This window comes from Rhizobium sp. P2_G9 (assembly GCF_056403475.1).
This window is the reverse complement of the sequence record NZ_JBFUFK010000035.1, coordinates 1-15,788: the sequence shown is the minus strand read 5'-3', so window position 1 is coordinate 15,788 and position 15,788 is coordinate 1. Positions and strand designations below refer to the sequence as shown.

Annotated in this window: 16 protein-coding genes and 1 tRNA gene; 8 read left to right on the top strand and 9 right to left on the bottom strand. The window is 60.8% G+C overall.

What is annotated here, in order from left to right; genetic code table 11:
• Window positions 1-4 precede the first annotated feature (4 nt).
• From AC1DYF_RS25885 to AC1DYF_RS25870, 4 genes are all read right to left on the bottom strand, one after another.
• Window positions 5-1,039 carry a DNA polymerase III subunit delta' gene (locus AC1DYF_RS25885; protein ID WP_477879830.1) on the bottom strand — a complete coding sequence of 345 codons (1,035 nt, stop codon included), beginning with the start codon at window positions 1,037-1,039 and terminating at the stop codon, window positions 5-7.
• Entirely contained in the window at window positions 1,036-1,722 is a 687-nt protein-coding gene (tmk, locus tag AC1DYF_RS25880) for a dTMP kinase (protein ID WP_477879828.1), read from the bottom strand. Before tmk ends, AC1DYF_RS25885 begins: the two co-directional genes overlap by 4 nt.
• A 48-nt stretch (window positions 1,723-1,770) precedes the next feature.
• Window positions 1,771-2,943, bottom strand: a complete 1,173-nt coding sequence (locus tag AC1DYF_RS25875; protein WP_477879827.1) for a D-alanyl-D-alanine carboxypeptidase family protein — start codon at window positions 2,941-2,943, stop codon at window positions 1,771-1,773.
• Between the two features lie 101 nt (window positions 2,944-3,044).
• Window positions 3,045-4,058: a septal ring lytic transglycosylase RlpA family protein gene (locus AC1DYF_RS25870; protein ID WP_477879970.1), complete on the bottom strand. Its 1,014-nt coding sequence runs from the start codon at window positions 4,056-4,058 to the stop codon at window positions 3,045-3,047.
• 445 nt (window positions 4,059-4,503) lie between these two features.
• Here AC1DYF_RS25870 and AC1DYF_RS25865 point away from each other — a divergent pair, with 445 nt between their 5' ends.
• The 7 genes from AC1DYF_RS25865 to AC1DYF_RS25835 all read left to right on the top strand — a co-directional run bounded on the left by AC1DYF_RS25865 (window position 4,504) and on the right by AC1DYF_RS25835 (window position 12,485).
• Window positions 4,504-5,640, top strand: a complete 1,137-nt coding sequence (locus tag AC1DYF_RS25865) for a transporter substrate-binding protein (RefSeq protein ID WP_477879825.1) — start codon at window positions 4,504-4,506, stop codon at window positions 5,638-5,640.
• Window positions 5,640-6,221: an ANTAR domain-containing response regulator gene (locus tag AC1DYF_RS25860; protein WP_477879968.1), complete on the top strand. Its 582-nt coding sequence runs from the start codon at window positions 5,640-5,642 to the stop codon at window positions 6,219-6,221. Before AC1DYF_RS25865 ends, AC1DYF_RS25860 begins: the two co-directional genes overlap by 1 nt.
• Entirely contained in the window at window positions 6,221-7,069 is an 849-nt protein-coding gene (locus AC1DYF_RS25855; RefSeq protein ID WP_477879823.1) for an ABC transporter permease, read from the top strand. Before AC1DYF_RS25860 ends, AC1DYF_RS25855 begins: the two co-directional genes overlap by 1 nt.
• A complete protein-coding gene (locus AC1DYF_RS25850) occupies window positions 7,069-7,989 on the top strand; it encodes an ABC transporter permease (RefSeq protein WP_477879821.1) in 921 nt (306 codons plus the stop codon). Before AC1DYF_RS25855 ends, AC1DYF_RS25850 begins: the two co-directional genes overlap by 1 nt.
• Window positions 7,990-8,006: 17 nt before the next feature.
• Window positions 8,007-9,635: an ABC transporter substrate-binding protein gene (locus tag AC1DYF_RS25845; protein WP_477879819.1), complete on the top strand. Its 1,629-nt coding sequence runs from the start codon at window positions 8,007-8,009 to the stop codon at window positions 9,633-9,635.
• 229 nt (window positions 9,636-9,864) lie between these two features.
• Window positions 9,865-10,809, top strand: coding sequence for an acetamidase/formamidase family protein (locus AC1DYF_RS25840; protein ID WP_477879817.1), 945 nt, complete (start codon window positions 9,865-9,867; stop codon window positions 10,807-10,809).
• Window positions 10,806-12,485, top strand: coding sequence for an ABC transporter ATP-binding protein (locus tag AC1DYF_RS25835; protein ID WP_477879816.1), 1,680 nt, complete (start codon window positions 10,806-10,808; stop codon window positions 12,483-12,485). The genes AC1DYF_RS25840 and AC1DYF_RS25835 overlap by 4 nt, the downstream gene beginning before the upstream one ends.
• Window positions 12,486-12,540: 55 nt before the next feature.
• Here the strand turns inward: AC1DYF_RS25835 and AC1DYF_RS25830 are convergent, their stop codons facing one another.
• From AC1DYF_RS25830 to AC1DYF_RS25815, 4 genes are all read right to left on the bottom strand, one after another.
• Window positions 12,541-12,942, bottom strand: coding sequence for a helix-turn-helix domain-containing protein (locus AC1DYF_RS25830; RefSeq protein ID WP_477879814.1), 402 nt, complete (start codon window positions 12,940-12,942; stop codon window positions 12,541-12,543).
• A gap of 106 nt (window positions 12,943-13,048) precedes the next feature.
• Window positions 13,049-13,234 (bottom strand): hypothetical protein, encoded by a 186-nt coding sequence (locus AC1DYF_RS25825; protein WP_477879813.1) that lies wholly within the window; start codon window positions 13,232-13,234, stop codon window positions 13,049-13,051.
• Window positions 13,235-13,255: 21 nt separating this feature from the next.
• Window positions 13,256-13,921: an acyl-homoserine-lactone synthase gene (locus AC1DYF_RS25820; protein ID WP_477879812.1), complete on the bottom strand. Its 666-nt coding sequence runs from the start codon at window positions 13,919-13,921 to the stop codon at window positions 13,256-13,258.
• Window positions 13,922-14,028: 107 nt separating this feature from the next.
• A complete protein-coding gene (locus tag AC1DYF_RS25815) occupies window positions 14,029-14,754 on the bottom strand; it encodes a helix-turn-helix transcriptional regulator (protein WP_477879810.1) in 726 nt (241 codons plus the stop codon).
• Between the two features lie 181 nt (window positions 14,755-14,935).
• On the opposite strand from AC1DYF_RS25815, the gene AC1DYF_RS25810 reads away from it, so the two are divergent.
• Window positions 14,936-15,139 carry a hypothetical protein gene (locus tag AC1DYF_RS25810; protein WP_477879808.1) on the top strand — a complete coding sequence of 68 codons (204 nt, stop codon included), beginning with the start codon at window positions 14,936-14,938 and terminating at the stop codon, window positions 15,137-15,139.
• A 228-nt stretch (window positions 15,140-15,367) separates the two neighbouring features.
• On the opposite strand, the gene AC1DYF_RS25805 is transcribed toward AC1DYF_RS25810, so the two are convergent.
• Window positions 15,368-15,457: transfer RNA gene (locus tag AC1DYF_RS25805), tRNA-Ser, on the bottom strand.
• Between the last annotated feature and the right edge of the window lie 331 nt (window positions 15,458-15,788).

Sequence of the window (15,788 nt, the reverse complement as noted above, 5' to 3'; positions counted from 1 at the left end):
AAATCTAAACCTGCAAGACCAGTTCGCCGAGCGTCGTCAGAACCGTCTGCTTGCGCTCGAGATTATAGGCATCGGCCACGGTAAACCGTTCGGTGATCGCGCTTTGCAGGCGTGAGAGGTCGAAGGCGCGGCCGACCTTGCCCGCAAAGGCCGCTTCGCGCGCCCGCTCCGCGACAAATACGCTGACGTGATCGACGAAAAAGCTGTAGAGCGTGTCGCTGTCGCGCTGCGACACCGCGTCGGCCAACCGATGCATCGCCAGGCGCTGCGTCGGCCCCGATTGCGATATCACCTGATCGAAAGCATCGATGATGTCGAGCCCACCGTAATTGACGAGCTTGATCGCCTGCGCGACGCTGCCGCCGGCGAGATCCAGCACCCTGCCCGCAACATTCTGCGGCAATTGAACGCCAAGATGGCCGAGTGCGGCCAGCAAATCATCCTCTGCAAGCGGCCGCACCACCAGCGGCAGGCAGCGCGATCGGATGGTCGGCAGCAATTTCCCTGGCGCGTGCGAGAGCACAAGGAACATGGCCCGCTTCGGCGGCTCTTCCAGCATTTTCAGGATGGCGTTGGCGGCGTTGCGATTGAGCTCGTCGGCAGTGTCGACGATGACGATGCGCCAATTGCCGGTTCCCGATGTCTGCGAGAAGAATTTTCCGGCCCGGCGCACTTCATCGATCGTCGTCGTGGTCTTGAGCTTGCCGGTCTTGGGATCGGTAGGGCGGKTGAGATACAGCAGATTGTGAGAGGCGCCGCCGGCGATCTGCCGGTAGACCGGGGAATTCGGGTCCGGATCGGCGAGCGTGTCGGGCGCGGTGCGGAAATCCGGATGGTTGAGGACATGGTTGGCAAAGCGAAAGGCGAGCGTCGCCTTGCCGATGCCTTCCGGCCCATCGATCAGGATGGCATGGTGTCCCTTGCCCGAGGCATAGGACTGCGCCAGGAAAGCCTGCGCCTGGTCGTGGCCGAACAGCACCGTGTTGGCCGAGGGCGCGATGGCGCCATCAAGCAGCGTCGTCTCCGCTTCCGTGCTCACGCGCTGCCGGTCTCCTTGACCCGGGACGATTGGATCGGCAGCAGCGGCTCGACGATCGAGAATACTTTTTCCGCGATTACCTCCGGCGCGTTCGATGCGTCGACGACGCGGCAGCGTAGCGGCTCCTGGTCGGCGATATCGAGGAATGCCTCGCGGCGCTTCTCATGGGTATCGAGTTCTTCTTTCTCGAACCGGTCGGGAGCGGCCGCCTGCGGCTGGGCTTCTGCACGGCTGCGGGCACGTTTCAGGCCTTCGGACGCCGGCAGGTCGAGAATGATCGTACAGTCGGGCATGACGCCGTTGACAGCCACCCGCTCCAGGTTCTGGATGAAGGCCGGCTCGAGATTGCCGGTAATGCCCTGGTAGACGCGCGTCGAATCGAGGAAACGGTCGCAAAGCACGACAGCACCGCTGGCAAGTGCCGGCCGGATGATCTCCTCGACATGATCATTGCGGGCAGCGGCGAACAGCACGGCTTCGACGCGCGTGCCATATTCCTCGGCGGCGCCAGACAGGAGCAGGTGGCGCACAGCTTCGCCGCCGGGCGAGCCGCCCGGTTCGCGGGTGGTGAGCACGTCGACACCCATGCGGCGCAGGCGATCCGCAAGAAGCCGAATCTGGGTGCTTTTGCCGGCACCCTCCCCGCCTTCGAATGTCACAAACAGCCCTTGCTTGGATCGCACCAGTCTATCCCGTTCCACTACTCGCGCCCAATAGCGCCTGCTCTCCGGTCAAAGCCAGAAGAACAGTAACTCCTTTAGCCCGTCAAACGCCTTCGACGTCAGCGTGCCAGTTCCGATGGGCATGGTCGCGTAGACATCGACGTCGCGCAACGGGCGGTCACCCAAGGAAATCGTCATGGTGCCGATCTTCTGGTCGTTGCTCACCGGCGCCTTCAGCGGCCATGTATAGGCGATTCTTGCCCGAATTCTGTCCGCGTTGTCCACTGGAATATAAATATCGACGTCATCATGCGCCTTCAACGGCACCGCACCACGGTCTCCGCCGAAGACCGGCGCCTCGGCCACCGCCTCGCCCTTCTTGAACACGGTGTGCCGGGTGAAACTGGTAAAACCCCAGTCCAGCATCTTGCGGGATTCTTCGGTCCGCTCCTTGTCGCTCGAAAGCCCGCCGAGCACCATGAACAGGCGCGTGCCATTGCGCTCGGCAGTGGCGACGATGGCGTAGCCAGCCCCTTCCGCGAAGCCGGTGGCGAAGCCGTCGACGCCGATATTCTGCGAAATCAGTGGATTGCGGTTGCGCTGATCGATCTTGTTCCACTCGAACTCTTTTTGCGAATAGAGCTTGAAATAGTCGGGATAGGTCGACTGGATGTGCCGCGCCAGCAGCATCAGGTCGCGCGCCGTCATCTTGTTGGCCGGGTTCGGCAAGCCGTTGGAATTGCCGAAGACGGAATTCTTCAGGCCAAGAACCTTGGCGCGCTTGTTGAGCAGATCCGCAAAAGCGCTTTCCGAACCGGCGAGCCCCTCCGCCAGGATGATGCAGCCGTCATTGGCGAGTTGAACGACGACGCCTTGCAGCAGATCGATGACACGGATATGCGAATTGAGCGCGGCGAACATCGCCGAGGTGCGCGACAATGCGCCGCCGGTGCGCCAGGCATATTCAGATACCTTGTATTCGGTATCTTCTGTGACATGGCCAAGCTTCAACTCGTTGAACACATATTCGGCCGTCGCCAGCTTCTGCAGCGAGGCTGGCGGAAACGGTGTGTCCGGATCCCGGGAGAACAGAACGGTACCGGTGCTGGCCTCGATCAGCAGCGCCTGTTTCGCCTTGGTATCGAAGGCTGCCGGTGCAGGCTGCGCAACACTTTCGGCTGCGCAGAACACACCGACCAGGAGGCCGACGGCCAACAGAAGCCTCTTCACACGATCCGCCAAGAGTTTTTCCCGAAAGTCTTATTTCGGGATAATGAACGGAAACTATTGCCGCAACAAGACATCGGAATGAATATATCCCGATGTCGGTTAATGTCCTGGGATCAGTTGTCGCTGAGGCCCGGATATTTGCGATAAGCGGCGGCGATGATCGCCTTGGCATTGAGCTTCCGGTGCGGCTTCAGGATTGCCTTGAACGGCGCGTCAGAAGCCGTTGCCGGCTCATCGGCATAGGCCGCGAGCGTGCCGAGGCTTCTGTCGTAAACCTGAGGCCGCTCCATCGGCACGGGGCCGATTTCCGGCAGGACGGCGAATTCGGTGACCTCCTGGATGGCGGTGAAGCCGGCTGGATCCTTGGAGGACTGCAACGCTGTTGCAGTAGACGTCACGTCGAGATCCCGCGTGTAAGTCGTCGACACCGACGGGCGGAACTTTTTCTCGTTGGAGGCGACCATGACGCCGGGGATATCCCCGCCTGGATTGAACTGATGGAAGTGCTCGCCGCGCTTGGTGTAAGATGCCATCAGATAGGCGCTGTCGCGGCCATCCATCCGGGCGCGGCCGACATATTGCACGCGCACCATGGCGGTGCCGCCGCGGTCGACTTCAAGCATCTGCGCGGCCTTGTTGGACAGATCGATAATGCGGCCCGGGTGGTAGGGGCCGCGATCGTTGACGCGCACGATAACCGAATCGCCGGTCGTGAGATTGGTCACCCGGGCGTAGCTCGGCAGAGGGAAGGTGGGATGGGCGGCGGTCAACGAGTATTGATCGTAAATCTCGCCATTCGCCGTCTGCCGTCCATGGAAGGCCGAGCCGTACCAGGAGGCGAGGCCGACCTTGTCATAGCGCCTGTCTTCCTTGGGATAATACCACTTGCCCTTCACCACATAAGGATCGCCGGTAATATCACGGCCGCCGCCCTTGGGAATGTTACGGCCGTAATAGAGCCGCGGACTGGCCTTGACGCCGTATTCGCTCTCGGAAAAATATTCCTTGCCGTGACGTTTGTGAACGACATGACGCGTCTGGGTAGTACCACAGGAAGCGACGGTCGCCGACAGGATGCAGAGGGCAAGCCATTTCGCGCTTCTGCCCCATCGCGCATCAATCTTAATTCTCTTCATTCGCGTCCCGCGCCGCTCGTCTCGTTTTAGTACAAGAGGGGCGCCATCGTCCCACGCGACAGCCCCTCGTTGATCACACTTGGCTAAAGCATGCCAACAACGTGGCTTAAATGCGAACAGAAATGTCACACTGCGGGACATTTCGAAAATTATGGTTTTCAAAGGGTTAATGAGAGAAGTTCAAGTGAATATCATTAAGCCGACTAACTATATTCCAGAAGCCTGGCAATCCTCGCCAACGCGTCGACACTCCGACGGCATCCACGGCGCGGAGACTGCCTTGACAAATGAGAAATGACGGTACTTTAATCATGCCAGCGTTTTAGGCATCCTAGCCGCCGCCATACATGACTTTGATCGTCAAAGGGCAACACCGCCCCATAATGCCCCAGCTTGCTGGATCGGCGTTATGGGGCTTTTTGTTTTGGATTTGCGCATGCGGGAAGCGGTAAAACTGGGTATCCTCTATTCAACCACCGGGCCTTACGGCTCGCTGGGGCGGGATGCGCGCGACGGCGCGGAGTTTGCCTTCAGCGACTATCGTCTGCGGGGCGGCGGCGCGATCGAGCCGGTGTTCTTCGATCCGCATGCCGATCTCGCGGCTTACGTCGAGGGAGCGCGCAGGCTGATCCGCGAACATGGCTGCCGGCATATCATCGGCACGATCACCTCCGCGGCCCGCAAGGAAGTCATTCCGCTGGTCGAGAAATATGACGGCCTGCTCTGGTATATGTGCCCCTATGAGGGTTTCGAGGCCAACGAGAACATCATCTATATCGGCGGCACGCCCAACCAGCATCTGATCCCGCTGTTCGATCATCTGATCCCGCGCTATGGCGCGCATCCCTATCTGGTTGGCGCCAATTATGTCTGGGGCTGGGAGATGAACCGGCTGGCGCGTGAACTGGTCACCAATGCCGGTGGTTCGGTGCTCGGCGAACGCTACCTGCCGCTCGAGGAAACCATGGTGGAGCGCATTGTCGCCGATATAGAAGAGAAACGCCCGAGCTTCATCCTCAACAACCTGATCGGCCCATCGAGCTACGCCTTCCTGGCCGCCATGCATGCGCTGGGGCAGCGCGATCCCGCATTCCTGCCGGAAAATTGCCCGATCGCCAGCTGCGACCTGACCGAATGCGAACTCGACAACATTGAAACCGGTGCAGCCACAGGTCAATTGTGCGCTCTCCCATATGTCGACAGCCTCGACACGCAAGAGAACCGGGCGTTCAAGGCCCGCCTCAACGCCTGGAGCGCGGAGCCACGCCGGGTGTCGAGCATGTTCGCCAGTGCTTACGCAGCCGTGACGCTCTGCATCGAGGCCATCGAAGCCGGCGATAGCGATGAGCCGGCTTTGGTGCGCCGGGAAATCGTGGCGCGACCCTGGCCGTCCGTGCTCGGCAATATCGTCGTCGACCCGGCGACCAATCATGCGGCCCTGCCCTTCCATCTCGGCCGCATCAATGACGGACCAGGCTTCGATGTGATAGCATCGCGGCCTGCTTTGGCGGCGGATCCCTACCTGACCGGCGCCGGTCAAAAGCCCTTGCCGCGGCTGAGGGTGGTGTCATGATCGCCAACACGCCCAATTTCACCGGCTGGCACGCCGTCATCCTTGCCGAAGAGGATGGCAATACCGATCGTCTGCGCCGCCAGCTTGGCCTGCTTGGCCTCAAGGTCGAATGCCAGTGGAAGCCGCTGACGAATGCCGAGGCGCTCGACCTTGTCTTCGTCGATGCCGACCAGGGTTGGGACGAATTGCTGCCCTGGAGCGGCGACCGCCCATCATGCCCAGTCGTCGCCTTGCTCGGATCCGAAGCGCCGGGGCGCATTGCCTGGGCGCTGCGCCAGGGCGCCGGCGCGATCATCCCCAAACCGGTCGCGGCCTCGGCGGTCTATCCGGCCCTGGTGCTTGCGGTTTCCGTACACCAGGAAAGGATAGAGGCGGAGCGGCGCATTGCCCATCTCGAGGAACGGCTGCGGCTGAGGCCCATCGTCCATGCGGCTGTCACCAGGCTGAAGGCCGAACGCCGCATCGACGATGAGCGCGCCTATGCCATCCTGCGCGACTGCGCCATGCGCCGGCGGCTGACCATCGAGCAGATCGCCGCCTCCTTCCTCGGCGGTTCCGAACCCTTGCGCGAGGTCGGCTGATGCGGGTTTTCAAGGAAATCTTTCGCCAACCGACCGCGCTTTTCGGCCTGATCATCGTGATCGCCGTGCTGGTCCTGGCGATCGCCGCACCCTGGCTCGCGCCTTTCGATCCCAACAACCAGATGTTCGATGGCCTGACGGAAGAAGGCGCACCGATACCGCCGGGCGCCAAATTCCTGTTCGGCACCGATACGCTCGGCCGTGACCTGTTCTCGCGGCTCCTGTTCGGCGCCCGCACCTCGCTGATCATCGGCCTGGTCGCCAATGGCGTCGCTGTCGCCATCGGTCTGCTCGTCGGCATTGTCGCCGGCTATATGCGCGGCCTTTTCGGCACCATCCTGATGCGTTTTACCGACCTGATGATGGCCTTTCCGGCGCTGCTGCTCGCCATTGTGCTGGCGGCCCTGCTGAAACCCAGCCTATGGATCGTCGCCATGGTGATCGCCCTGGTCAACTGGGTGCAGGTGGCACGCATCGTCTATACCGAGACGCGCGGACTGGTGGAGCGGGACTTCATCATGGCCGAGCGTTCGCTCGGCGCCGGCCATGGCCGCATTCTCTTCCTGCATATCCTGCCGCATCTTTTTCCGACAGCGATCGTCTGGGGCACGCTCGGCATTGCCACCACCGTCTTGCTCGAAGCCACCTTGTCCTTCCTCGGCGTCGGCGTGCAGCCGCCGGAACCGTCCTGGGGCAATATCATCTTCGAGAGCCAGAGCTATTTCCAGGATGCGCCCTGGCTTGTCTTCATTCCCGGCGCGATCATTCTCTTGACCGCACTCGCTTTCAATCTGGTGGGGGATGCGCTACGCGACATCCTCGATCCCACCCAGCGCGGGAGGGGCTGATGGGTCTGATCATCCTTCGCCGTCTCGGCCAGTCGATCCTCATCCTGCTCGGCGTCGCAGCCATCACCTTCCTGCTGCTCTATGCGCTGCCGGCCGATCCCGCCGTGCTGATCGCCGGTCGCAGCGCCACACCGCAGATGGTGGCCAACGTGCGCCACGAACTCGGCCTCGACCAGCCCTTGGTCATGCAGTTCCTGCATTATCTCGGCAACCTGCTGCATGGCGATCTCGGGCGCTCCTACACCCAGCGCACCGACGTGCTGCCGCTGATCATCGCCCGTCTGCCGGCAACATTAACGCTGATGGTGGCTGGCATCTTCATGGAAGTGGTGATCGGCGTGACATTCGGCACGATCGCAGCCGTCCGCCGCGGTGGATTTGTCGACCGGGTGGTGATGGTCGCCTCGTTCGCCGGAACCTCTGCGCCGCAATTCATCGTAGCACTGCTCATACTCTATCTGTTCGCAGCGACGCTGAACTGGTTCCCGATGTCAGGCTATGGCGGCTTCTCGCATCTGGTGCTGCCCGCGGTCACGCTCGGCCTTTGCGGCGCCGGCTGGTATGCGCGCATGGTGCGCTCCTCGATGATCGAGGTGCTGAACCAGGATTATGTCCGCACTGCCCGCGCCAAAGGCCTGTCGTCGGCGCGTGTCATCCTGCGCCATGCATTGCCCAACGGCATCCTGCCGATCATCGCCATGATCGGCATCGATATCGGCCAGTTCATGGGCGGTGTCGTGGTTGTCGAGGCGGTCTATGGCTGGCCGGGGATCGGTCAGCTCGCCTGGCAGGCCATCCAGCAGGTCGACATTCCAATCATCATGGGCGTCACCATCATGTCGGCGCTCGCCATCGTCATCGGCAACCTGCTGGCCGACATCGTCGCCCCCGTCATCGATCCGCGCATCCGCGCGCAATAAGCAAAGAGGAGAACGTCATGACCAGACCCTTTCTGACGCAAGCGGCTTTGGCCGCCATGCTGGCGACGAGCGCGCTCGTGCCGGCGATGGTCCAGGCGGCCGAAAAGCCGCTCAAGGGCGCCACCATCACGGTGACCTATAAGGACGACATTGCGACGCTCGACCCCGCCATCGGCTACGACTGGCAGAACTGGTCGATGATCAACGCGATGTTCTCGCGTCTGGTCGATTATGATCCGGGCGGTACGGTGGTGAAGCCGTCGCTGGCCGAAAGTTTCACCGTCTCCGACGACGGCAAGGTCTATACGTTCAAGCTGCACAAGGGCGTGAAATTCACCAATGGCCGCGAAGTGAAGGCCGCCGACGTGAAATATTCGCTTGAGCGTACCGTCAATCCGAAGACCCAGAGCCCGGGCGCCAGCTTCTACCATTCGATCGTCGGCTACGACGATGTGGCGGGCGGCAAGAAGACTGACCTTTCGGGCCTCAAGGTGGTCGATGACGACACGGTGGAGTTCACGCTCAGCCAGCCGGACGCGACTTTCCTCAACTGCCTGGCGCTGAATTTCGCCTCGGTCGTGCCGAAGGAAGCCGTCGACGCCGCCGGCGATTTCGGCAAGAAGCCGATCGGCTCAGGCGCCTTCACCCTCAAGGAATGGACCGTCGGCCAACGTCTGGTCTTTGCCCGCAACCCGGATTATTTCGTCAAGGACCGGCCGAAGATCGACGGCTATACGATCGAGATCGGCCAGGAGCCGCTGGTGGCGCTGCTGCGCCTGCAGAAGGGCGAGGTCGACATTGCCGGCGACGGCATTCCGCCAGCCAAATATCTGGAAATGAAGAAGTCGCCCGACTTCAAGGGGATGATAGTCGACCGCCAGCAGCTCGAAACCAGCTATGTGACGATCAACACCCAGGTCAAGCCGCTCGACAATACCAAGGTTCGCCAGGCGCTCAACATGGCGATCAACAAGGACCGCATAGTCCGCATCATCAATGGCCGCGCCATTCCTGCCAACCAGGTATTGCCGCCGCTGATGCCGGGCTATGACAAGTCCTACAAGGGCTATGCCTTCGATGTGAAGAAGGCCAAGGCGCTGCTCGCCGAGGCCGGCCTGAAGGACGGCTTCTCGACCACGCTCTACACCTCCAACACCGACCCGCAGCCGCGCATCGCCCAGGCGATCCAGCAGGACCTGGCCGCGATCGGCGTCAAGGTCGAGCTCAAGGCGCTCGCAAATCCGAACGTGATCGCCGCCGGCGGCACGCAGGGCCAGGCGCCGCTCACCTGGTCGGGCGGGCTCGGCTGGATCGCTGACTTCCCGGATCCGTCCGACTTCTACGGACCGATCCTCTCCTGCGGCAGCGCTTCGGCCGGCGGCTGGAACTGGTCGTGGTATTGCAACAAGGACATCGAGCCGAAGGCCAAGGCGGCGGACGCCCTGCCGGTGCCGGCCAAGGCGAAAGAGCGCAACGAGGCCTGGGCGAAGATCTTTACCGAGATCCAGTCCAAGGATGCACCGTGGATTCCCGTGTTCAACGAACGCCGCGTCGTCGCCAAGGCCAAGCGCATGGGCGGCCCGGACGAGATCTACATCGATCCGACCCGCGTCATCGATTACGAAGCGGTGTTCGTGAAGCAATAAGCGGGGTGCCTGTGCCCCTTATCAAAGCGGGGTGCCCCGCCCCTCACCCTAGCCCTCTCCCCGTAGTGACGGGGAGAGGGAATCCGCTCCCAATATGCCGCGCTGAAAGCCTCCGCCGAGGTTCAACGTAGCGTGGAACGGCGCCGCAAATCCCCTCTCCCCGCCTGCGGGGAGAAGGTGGTGGCAGCCGGATGAGGGGGCAAGCCACGACGTTTCACGGAGAATTCCCATGTGCATCGCCTGCAACCACACCATTCACCGCGCCAAGCATCATTTCGGCTGGAACCGCGACTTCGAGCCGGCGCTCGTCGCCAAGCCCGGCGAGACGATCCATTTCGAATGTCTTGATTCGTCCGGCGGCCAGCTCGGGCGGGATTCGAATGTCGAGACGCTCAACACGCTCGACTTCGGCAAGATCAATCCGGTCACCGGCCCGGTCTATGTCGAGGGTGCTCAGCCCGGCGACGCGCTGAAGGTGACGCTTCGAAAATTCATCCCATCGGGCGTCGGCTGGACGGCCAATATTCCCGGCTTCGGCCTACTTGCCGACCAGTTCAAGGAGCCGGCGCTGCACATTTGGACCTATGACAGCAATTCCATGGCGCCAGCCCTCTACGGCCCGGGCGGCAAGGTGCCGCTGAAGCCGTTTGCCGGGACGATCGGCAATGCCCCGGCTGAACCGGGCCTGCATTCCGTCGTGCCGCCGCGCAATGTCGGCGGCAATCTCGATATTCGCGACCTTACCGCCGGTGTCTCGCTCTACCTGCCGGTCGAAGTCGAGGGCGCACTGTTTTCGATCGGCGACACCCACGCCGCCCAGGGCGACGGCGAGGTCTGCGGCACGGCCATCGAAAGCCAGATGGAGGTCGAGGCGACGATCGAGCTGGTCAAGGATGCGCGCCTCAAGAGCCCGCGCTTCACCACCACCGAGCCGGTCACTCGCCATCTCGATGCTGCCGGCTACGAGGTGACCACCGGTGTCGGCCCCGACCTGATGACAGGCGCCAAGGAAGCAGTGGCCCGCATGATCGACCTGCTCACCGCCGAGCACGGCTATAGCGCCGTCGACGCTTATCTGCTCTGCTCGGTCTGCGGCGATCTCAGGATCAGCGAAATCGTCGACATGCCCAATTGGGTCGTCTCGTTCTACTTCCCGAGGATCGTGTTCGCGTGATTGAAGCCAAGAATGCCGGCGCGCCGGTGCTGAGCGTTGAAAATCTCAGCGTCGACGCCCGCACGCCGCAAGGGCTGAAGCCCGTGCTCCAGGACGTGAGCTTTTCGCTCGACGCCGGCGAGACTCTGTGCCTGGCCGGCGAATCCGGCTCGGGCAAGTCGGTGACCTCGCTGTCGATCATGGGCCTCCTCCCCAAGACCTCGCTCAGGGTCACCGCCGGCAGCATCAAGCTGGGCGAGCGCGAACTGACAAAACTCTCCAACCGCGCCATGCGGCATGTTCGTGGCGGCGACATCGCCATGGTCTTCCAGGAGCCAATGACGTCGCTCAACCCGGTGATGACGATCGGCAAGCAACTGACCGAGGCGATCCGCGAGCACCAAGATGCCAGCAATGCCGAGGCGATCGCACGGCAGATGCTGGAAGCGGTACATATGACCGAACCGGCGCGGCGCCTGACCCAATATCCGCATGAGCTTTCGGGCGGCATGCGCCAGCGCGTGATGATCGCCATGGCGCTTTCCTGCCGGCCGAAAGTGCTGATCGCCGACGAACCGACCACGGCGCTCGACGTCACCGTCCAGGCGCAGATCCTGAYGCTGATGCGCGAGTTGCGCCGCGAATTCGGCACGTCGATCCTGATGATCACCCATGACATGGGCGTGGTCGCCGAAATGGCCGACCGGGTCGCCATCATGCAAAACGGCCGTATTGTCGAACTCGGCAATGTCATCGATATTTTCGAGCACCCGAGGGAGCTCTACACACGCCAATTGCTGGCGGCCGTGCCGAGGCTCGGCGCCTATGCCGGCACCGATGGCCCGCCGACGGTTTGCGCCAAGCCGGCAGAGCCGCGGGAGCCGAAATCGGTGCTCGAAGTCAAGGATCTGACCGTCACCTATGGCACAAAATCCGGCTGGTTCGGAATGTCGAAGACGGCGCAGCCGACAGTCAAGTCCATTTCCTTCTCGATCCAGGCGGGGCAGACTCTCGGCTTGGTCGGTGAAAGCGGCTCCGGCAAGTCGACGACCGGCAAGGCCGTGCTCAATCTCATCCCCTTCTCCGGCAGCGTCAGGCTTGATGGCGCCGAGATCGGCGGGCTCGGCCAGACAGCCATGCGGCCGATCCGCCGTTCTGCACAGATGATCTTCCAGGATCCCTATGCCTCGCTCGATCCGCGCATGAGCGTCGGCAAGGCGATCGCCGAACCCATGGTCATCCATGGCATCGGCAATGCCGGGGAACGGCAGGATCGCGTGGCAGCCCTTCTCCAGCGTGTCGGGCTGACCGCCGATGCCGCCAGCCGTTACCCGCACGAATTCTCCGGCGGCCAACGGCAGCGCATTTGCATTGCCCGCGCACTAACGCTCGAACCGAAGCTGATCGTCGCCGATGAAAGCGTTGCGGCCCTCGACGTCTCCGTCCGCGCCCGGGTGCTCGACCTGATGCTGGAACTGCAGGAGCAGATGGGGCTCTCCTACCTGTTCATCTCGCACGACATGGCGGTGATCGAGAAAATGTCCCATCACGTGGCGGTGATGCGCAGCGGCCAGATCGTCGAAATGGGCACACGCCGGGAGGTCTTCGAACAGCCGGGGGATAGCTACACCAAGGACCTGATGCAGGCGGTGCCAATCCCCGATCCTCGCCGCTATCGTCTACGCGCTACGGCGTGAACGCCCGGAACGGGCCAGCTGTCGATCGAGCCGGGCGTAGCGATGCCGTGGAGGTTCAATCCGCCTCTCGGTCTTCTTCAAATTCGACATTTGCCTCGCGCCTGGCGATGGATTGGACAAGGCTGAGTAAATGCCCACGAATTTTAGCATCTGGAATAGAGTGAAACGCTTTCGAGAGCGCGTGACCCTGACGGGTCATCAATATCTTCGGTTGAAAATTGTCGTTGATTGATGCGGGAGACTGGGTGCCATCGAAGAAGATGCGGACGTCGGCGCCGAGAATGTTGGCGATCTGCACCAAACGGCTTGCGCTGACGCGGTTGGTTCCCTTTTCGTATTTTTGAACCTGCTGAAACGTCACCCCGATACCTGTCGCCAGTTGGCTTTGTGAAATGTCTCGCTCGATCCGGAGGCTGCGAATTTTCTGGCCAACAAGAATATCGACGGGTTCGGGCATAGGCGGTCGCTCCTCTAGAAACACCACGGCTGCACTTGCAAGATACAGTCCTGCACGCATCAACCTATAGCGGAGCGACCGCATTCAAGCAACTGATTGGCGTGCGCTACGCTGTCGCTGCCAGCTTTTTTCTCGCCCTTCCGCCACGCTTGGAATCCAGCTTCTCGCTGAGCTCCTGCAGCACGACACTCAGCAGGTACTCCACGAACTCGTCACCAGTCTGCTGGGCCAGTTGAAAGGCCAGGAGCGTATGAGAATAAACCAACTTGTAGTCTTCGATTTCCCCGGACATGGATTCATCTCTCCCTTCTGCTTATGCTGCTTCCGCGACCATGTGTGTCGTGACCGAGACGGCCGGCATCATCCTGCGATAGAGCGGCAGATCGACACCGAGAGCGGCACGCATCCTGACCAGCACTCTGTCAGACACCTCGAAAGCCCCGCAGCAAACAGGATGCTTGCCGTATCCATCGGCGCGGCCGAGCTCTTCGACGTCGGCGCCGGCCCGGCGATAGACGCGCTTGAGCTGGGGTTCATAGTTGGAAATCATCGTGTGGATGCCATGGGCAAGCGCGCATTCGCAGAGCGCGAGAAGCATCAGACAGAAAGCCCGACCCGCATCGATCGATGGAAAGGTCCGCGCGACAAGCGCCTCGTCCACGCACATGCGCGTTCCTTCCCAGATCCCCGGCGCGATCAGATTGACGTCGTCGGAGAAGGTGCGCCGAAACACGTCATAAAGCAGCGTTGGTCCGGTGGTCGGCATGAGACGCAGGCCGCCGTAGAGCACCTCCGCCTTTTCGTCGCACCAGACCAGGTAGACCGGCCTGTACTCATCATATGCGTCGCGCTCGTAATCGCCGACGACAGGGACATTCCACTGAAGCTGGTCGGCGAAGACGCGCTTGCGAAGACGGAACAATTGATCGATCAGCCCCGCATGCTTGGCATACTCATGTGATTGAATCGTAATAAACATTTTCGTTCCCCTCGGCTCTGGTTGCCGAGGAAAACATGCGCTTTTTTAGTGCTTTCTGAAATTCCCCACGATTGGCTAGCCCTTTTGGGTACCCTCTTAAGTGGGTATCACGGATTGATCATCCTGAGCTTGATCGCCTTGGTCACGGCTTCCGCAATGGTGCTGCAGACGAGCTTGTGCCGCGCAGACTTTAGGTAAGCCTTTGTCGTATGTTCGGAGAGATCGAGGAGCCGGGCAATCTCCTTCGCCTCCTTGCCCCGCGCCGTCCAGGTGAGGCATTCGAGTTCACGGCGGCCGAGTTGCGGCAACGGATCGTTCTCACCGTGCAATTCGTAGATTGCCTTGCGATGAATGAGATTGGCCAGTTCCGCCCAATTCTCGCGATGCGCCTGCACCACGCGGTTCCAATCGTCGCCGGCAACTGCGCTGTTGATGGAAAACAGCGCCCGTCTGCCATGGCGGTCGGTCACCGGAATGGAATATCCCGCCGGTCCAACGCCGTGCTGGATTGCGTCAACCATCAATTCGTAGGCAGCGGGCGATACCTCGACCTCCGACCAATCGAAAGGAAGCTGGCGCGCAAAACCTTCTTTTACAATGGGATCAATCTTCACATAGTCCCGGAGCAAGTATCGCGCCACCCATTCATCGCGGTAGGTCGTGCGAACGAACGGTGCGTCGACATTGCCTGAAATCGTTTGCGCCAGATGATAGGTAACGTTGGCAACACCATACTTTTCCTTAAATAGATGTATTGCCTTATCAACATTAGCGCTGGCTTCAATCAACTTGAAAGCCTGCCGAAACACTTCAATCCCTATATCGTCAACCATCGATGCCCCCAGACGATTGCAAGTTATCAGACGCTTTTTTTCTCAACTTTGCAAGTGCCGATACCCCCTTTAGAGGGTATCGACCGGAATTGCGATGGCTGGTAGGCTGGGGAGATGAACTGCTGCTCCGAGTGAAATCCCAGTGAGAGCAGCGGAATCAAATCGTGGACGTGTTGCCGACATGGATGTTGCCGACGAACTGAGAAATCAGGCCTGTGACACTCTGATCGAGATTTACAGCGACATGGCAGCCGCTGAGGCATTGACGCGCGCGATGATCAAGGAGCGCGCCGGCGAACGCGAGGAAGCGCAGATGTGGTGCGAGGTGTATGTCCGCATCTGCCGGTACGAAGAAGGCATTCCAGCCGAGATCGTCAGGATTTGATGCCGTCTTGCTCCTATCCGTGATCCCTGCGACGCTGCGCATGGCTTCGGGTAACAAAACCAGTCCGGTCGCGACATCCATCGATCACGGAGAACGACTCGGTAGCGGTGGAGTCTGTGGGTATTTTTGTCTTGCCGCGTTGTTTAGCGATAACCGTGATTACAGCTCTGCAGACATCATGCAGAAAACAATGAGGCGCCGTAAATTACAAAAACAATATCAAATACTTGGCGGATGGGGTGGGATTCGAACCCACGGTACAGTTTCCCGCACGCCGGTTTTCAAGACCGGTTCCTTAAACCACTCGGACACCCATCCAAACAGTTGAATTCGTTGGCATTTTAGACGTAAAGCAAAAGCCGAAAGTTGGCGTTTGCTACCGAATTCACTACCGGCTTCTTAGCAGCTTTGATTGTGGCGTCAATACGCCTGCCACGAATGGCGCGGCGGTCTAGGTTGGCAGCGCGGCGGTCCGAACGTTCGGATACTCGTTCGGGCTAGGCCGTAAACTCATAAACGGGCTTCCCCTTTGGGTTTGACGGTGATTCAAGGCTGCCATTGATTTGGGAGCCTAATGATGACCCGTCGCCGCCATGAGCTGACTGATTTGGAATGGAATATTATCGCGCCTTTGTTGCCGAATAATAAG

What these genes read in the sequence shown, in the direction of transcription:
- AC1DYF_RS25865 (WP_477879825.1), top strand. Translation starts at nt 4,504, where the DNA reads ATGCGGGAAGCGGTAAAACTGGGTATCCTCTATTCAACCACCGGGCCT.
- AC1DYF_RS25855 (WP_477879823.1), top strand. Translation starts at nt 6,221, where the DNA reads ATGCGGGTTTTCAAGGAAATCTTTCGCCAACCGACCGCGCTTTTCGGC.
- AC1DYF_RS25850 (WP_477879821.1), top strand. Translation starts at nt 7,069, where the DNA reads ATGGGTCTGATCATCCTTCGCCGTCTCGGCCAGTCGATCCTCATCCTG.
- AC1DYF_RS25845 (WP_477879819.1), top strand. Translation starts at nt 8,007, where the DNA reads ATGACCAGACCCTTTCTGACGCAAGCGGCTTTGGCCGCCATGCTGGCG.
- AC1DYF_RS25840 (WP_477879817.1), top strand. Translation starts at nt 9,865, where the DNA reads ATGTGCATCGCCTGCAACCACACCATTCACCGCGCCAAGCATCATTTC.
- AC1DYF_RS25830 (WP_477879814.1), bottom strand. Translation starts at nt 12,942, where the DNA reads ATGCCCGAACCCGTCGATATTCTTGTTGGCCAGAAAATTCGCAGCCTC.
- AC1DYF_RS25825 (WP_477879813.1), bottom strand. Translation starts at nt 13,234, where the DNA reads ATGTCCGGGGAAATCGAAGACTACAAGTTGGTTTATTCTCATACGCTC.
- AC1DYF_RS25820 (WP_477879812.1), bottom strand. Translation starts at nt 13,921, where the DNA reads ATGTTTATTACGATTCAATCACATGAGTATGCCAAGCATGCGGGGCTG.
- AC1DYF_RS25815 (WP_477879810.1), bottom strand. Translation starts at nt 14,754, where the DNA reads ATGGTTGACGATATAGGGATTGAAGTGTTTCGGCAGGCTTTCAAGTTG.
- AC1DYF_RS25810 (WP_477879808.1), top strand. Translation starts at nt 14,936, where the DNA reads ATGGATGTTGCCGACGAACTGAGAAATCAGGCCTGTGACACTCTGATC.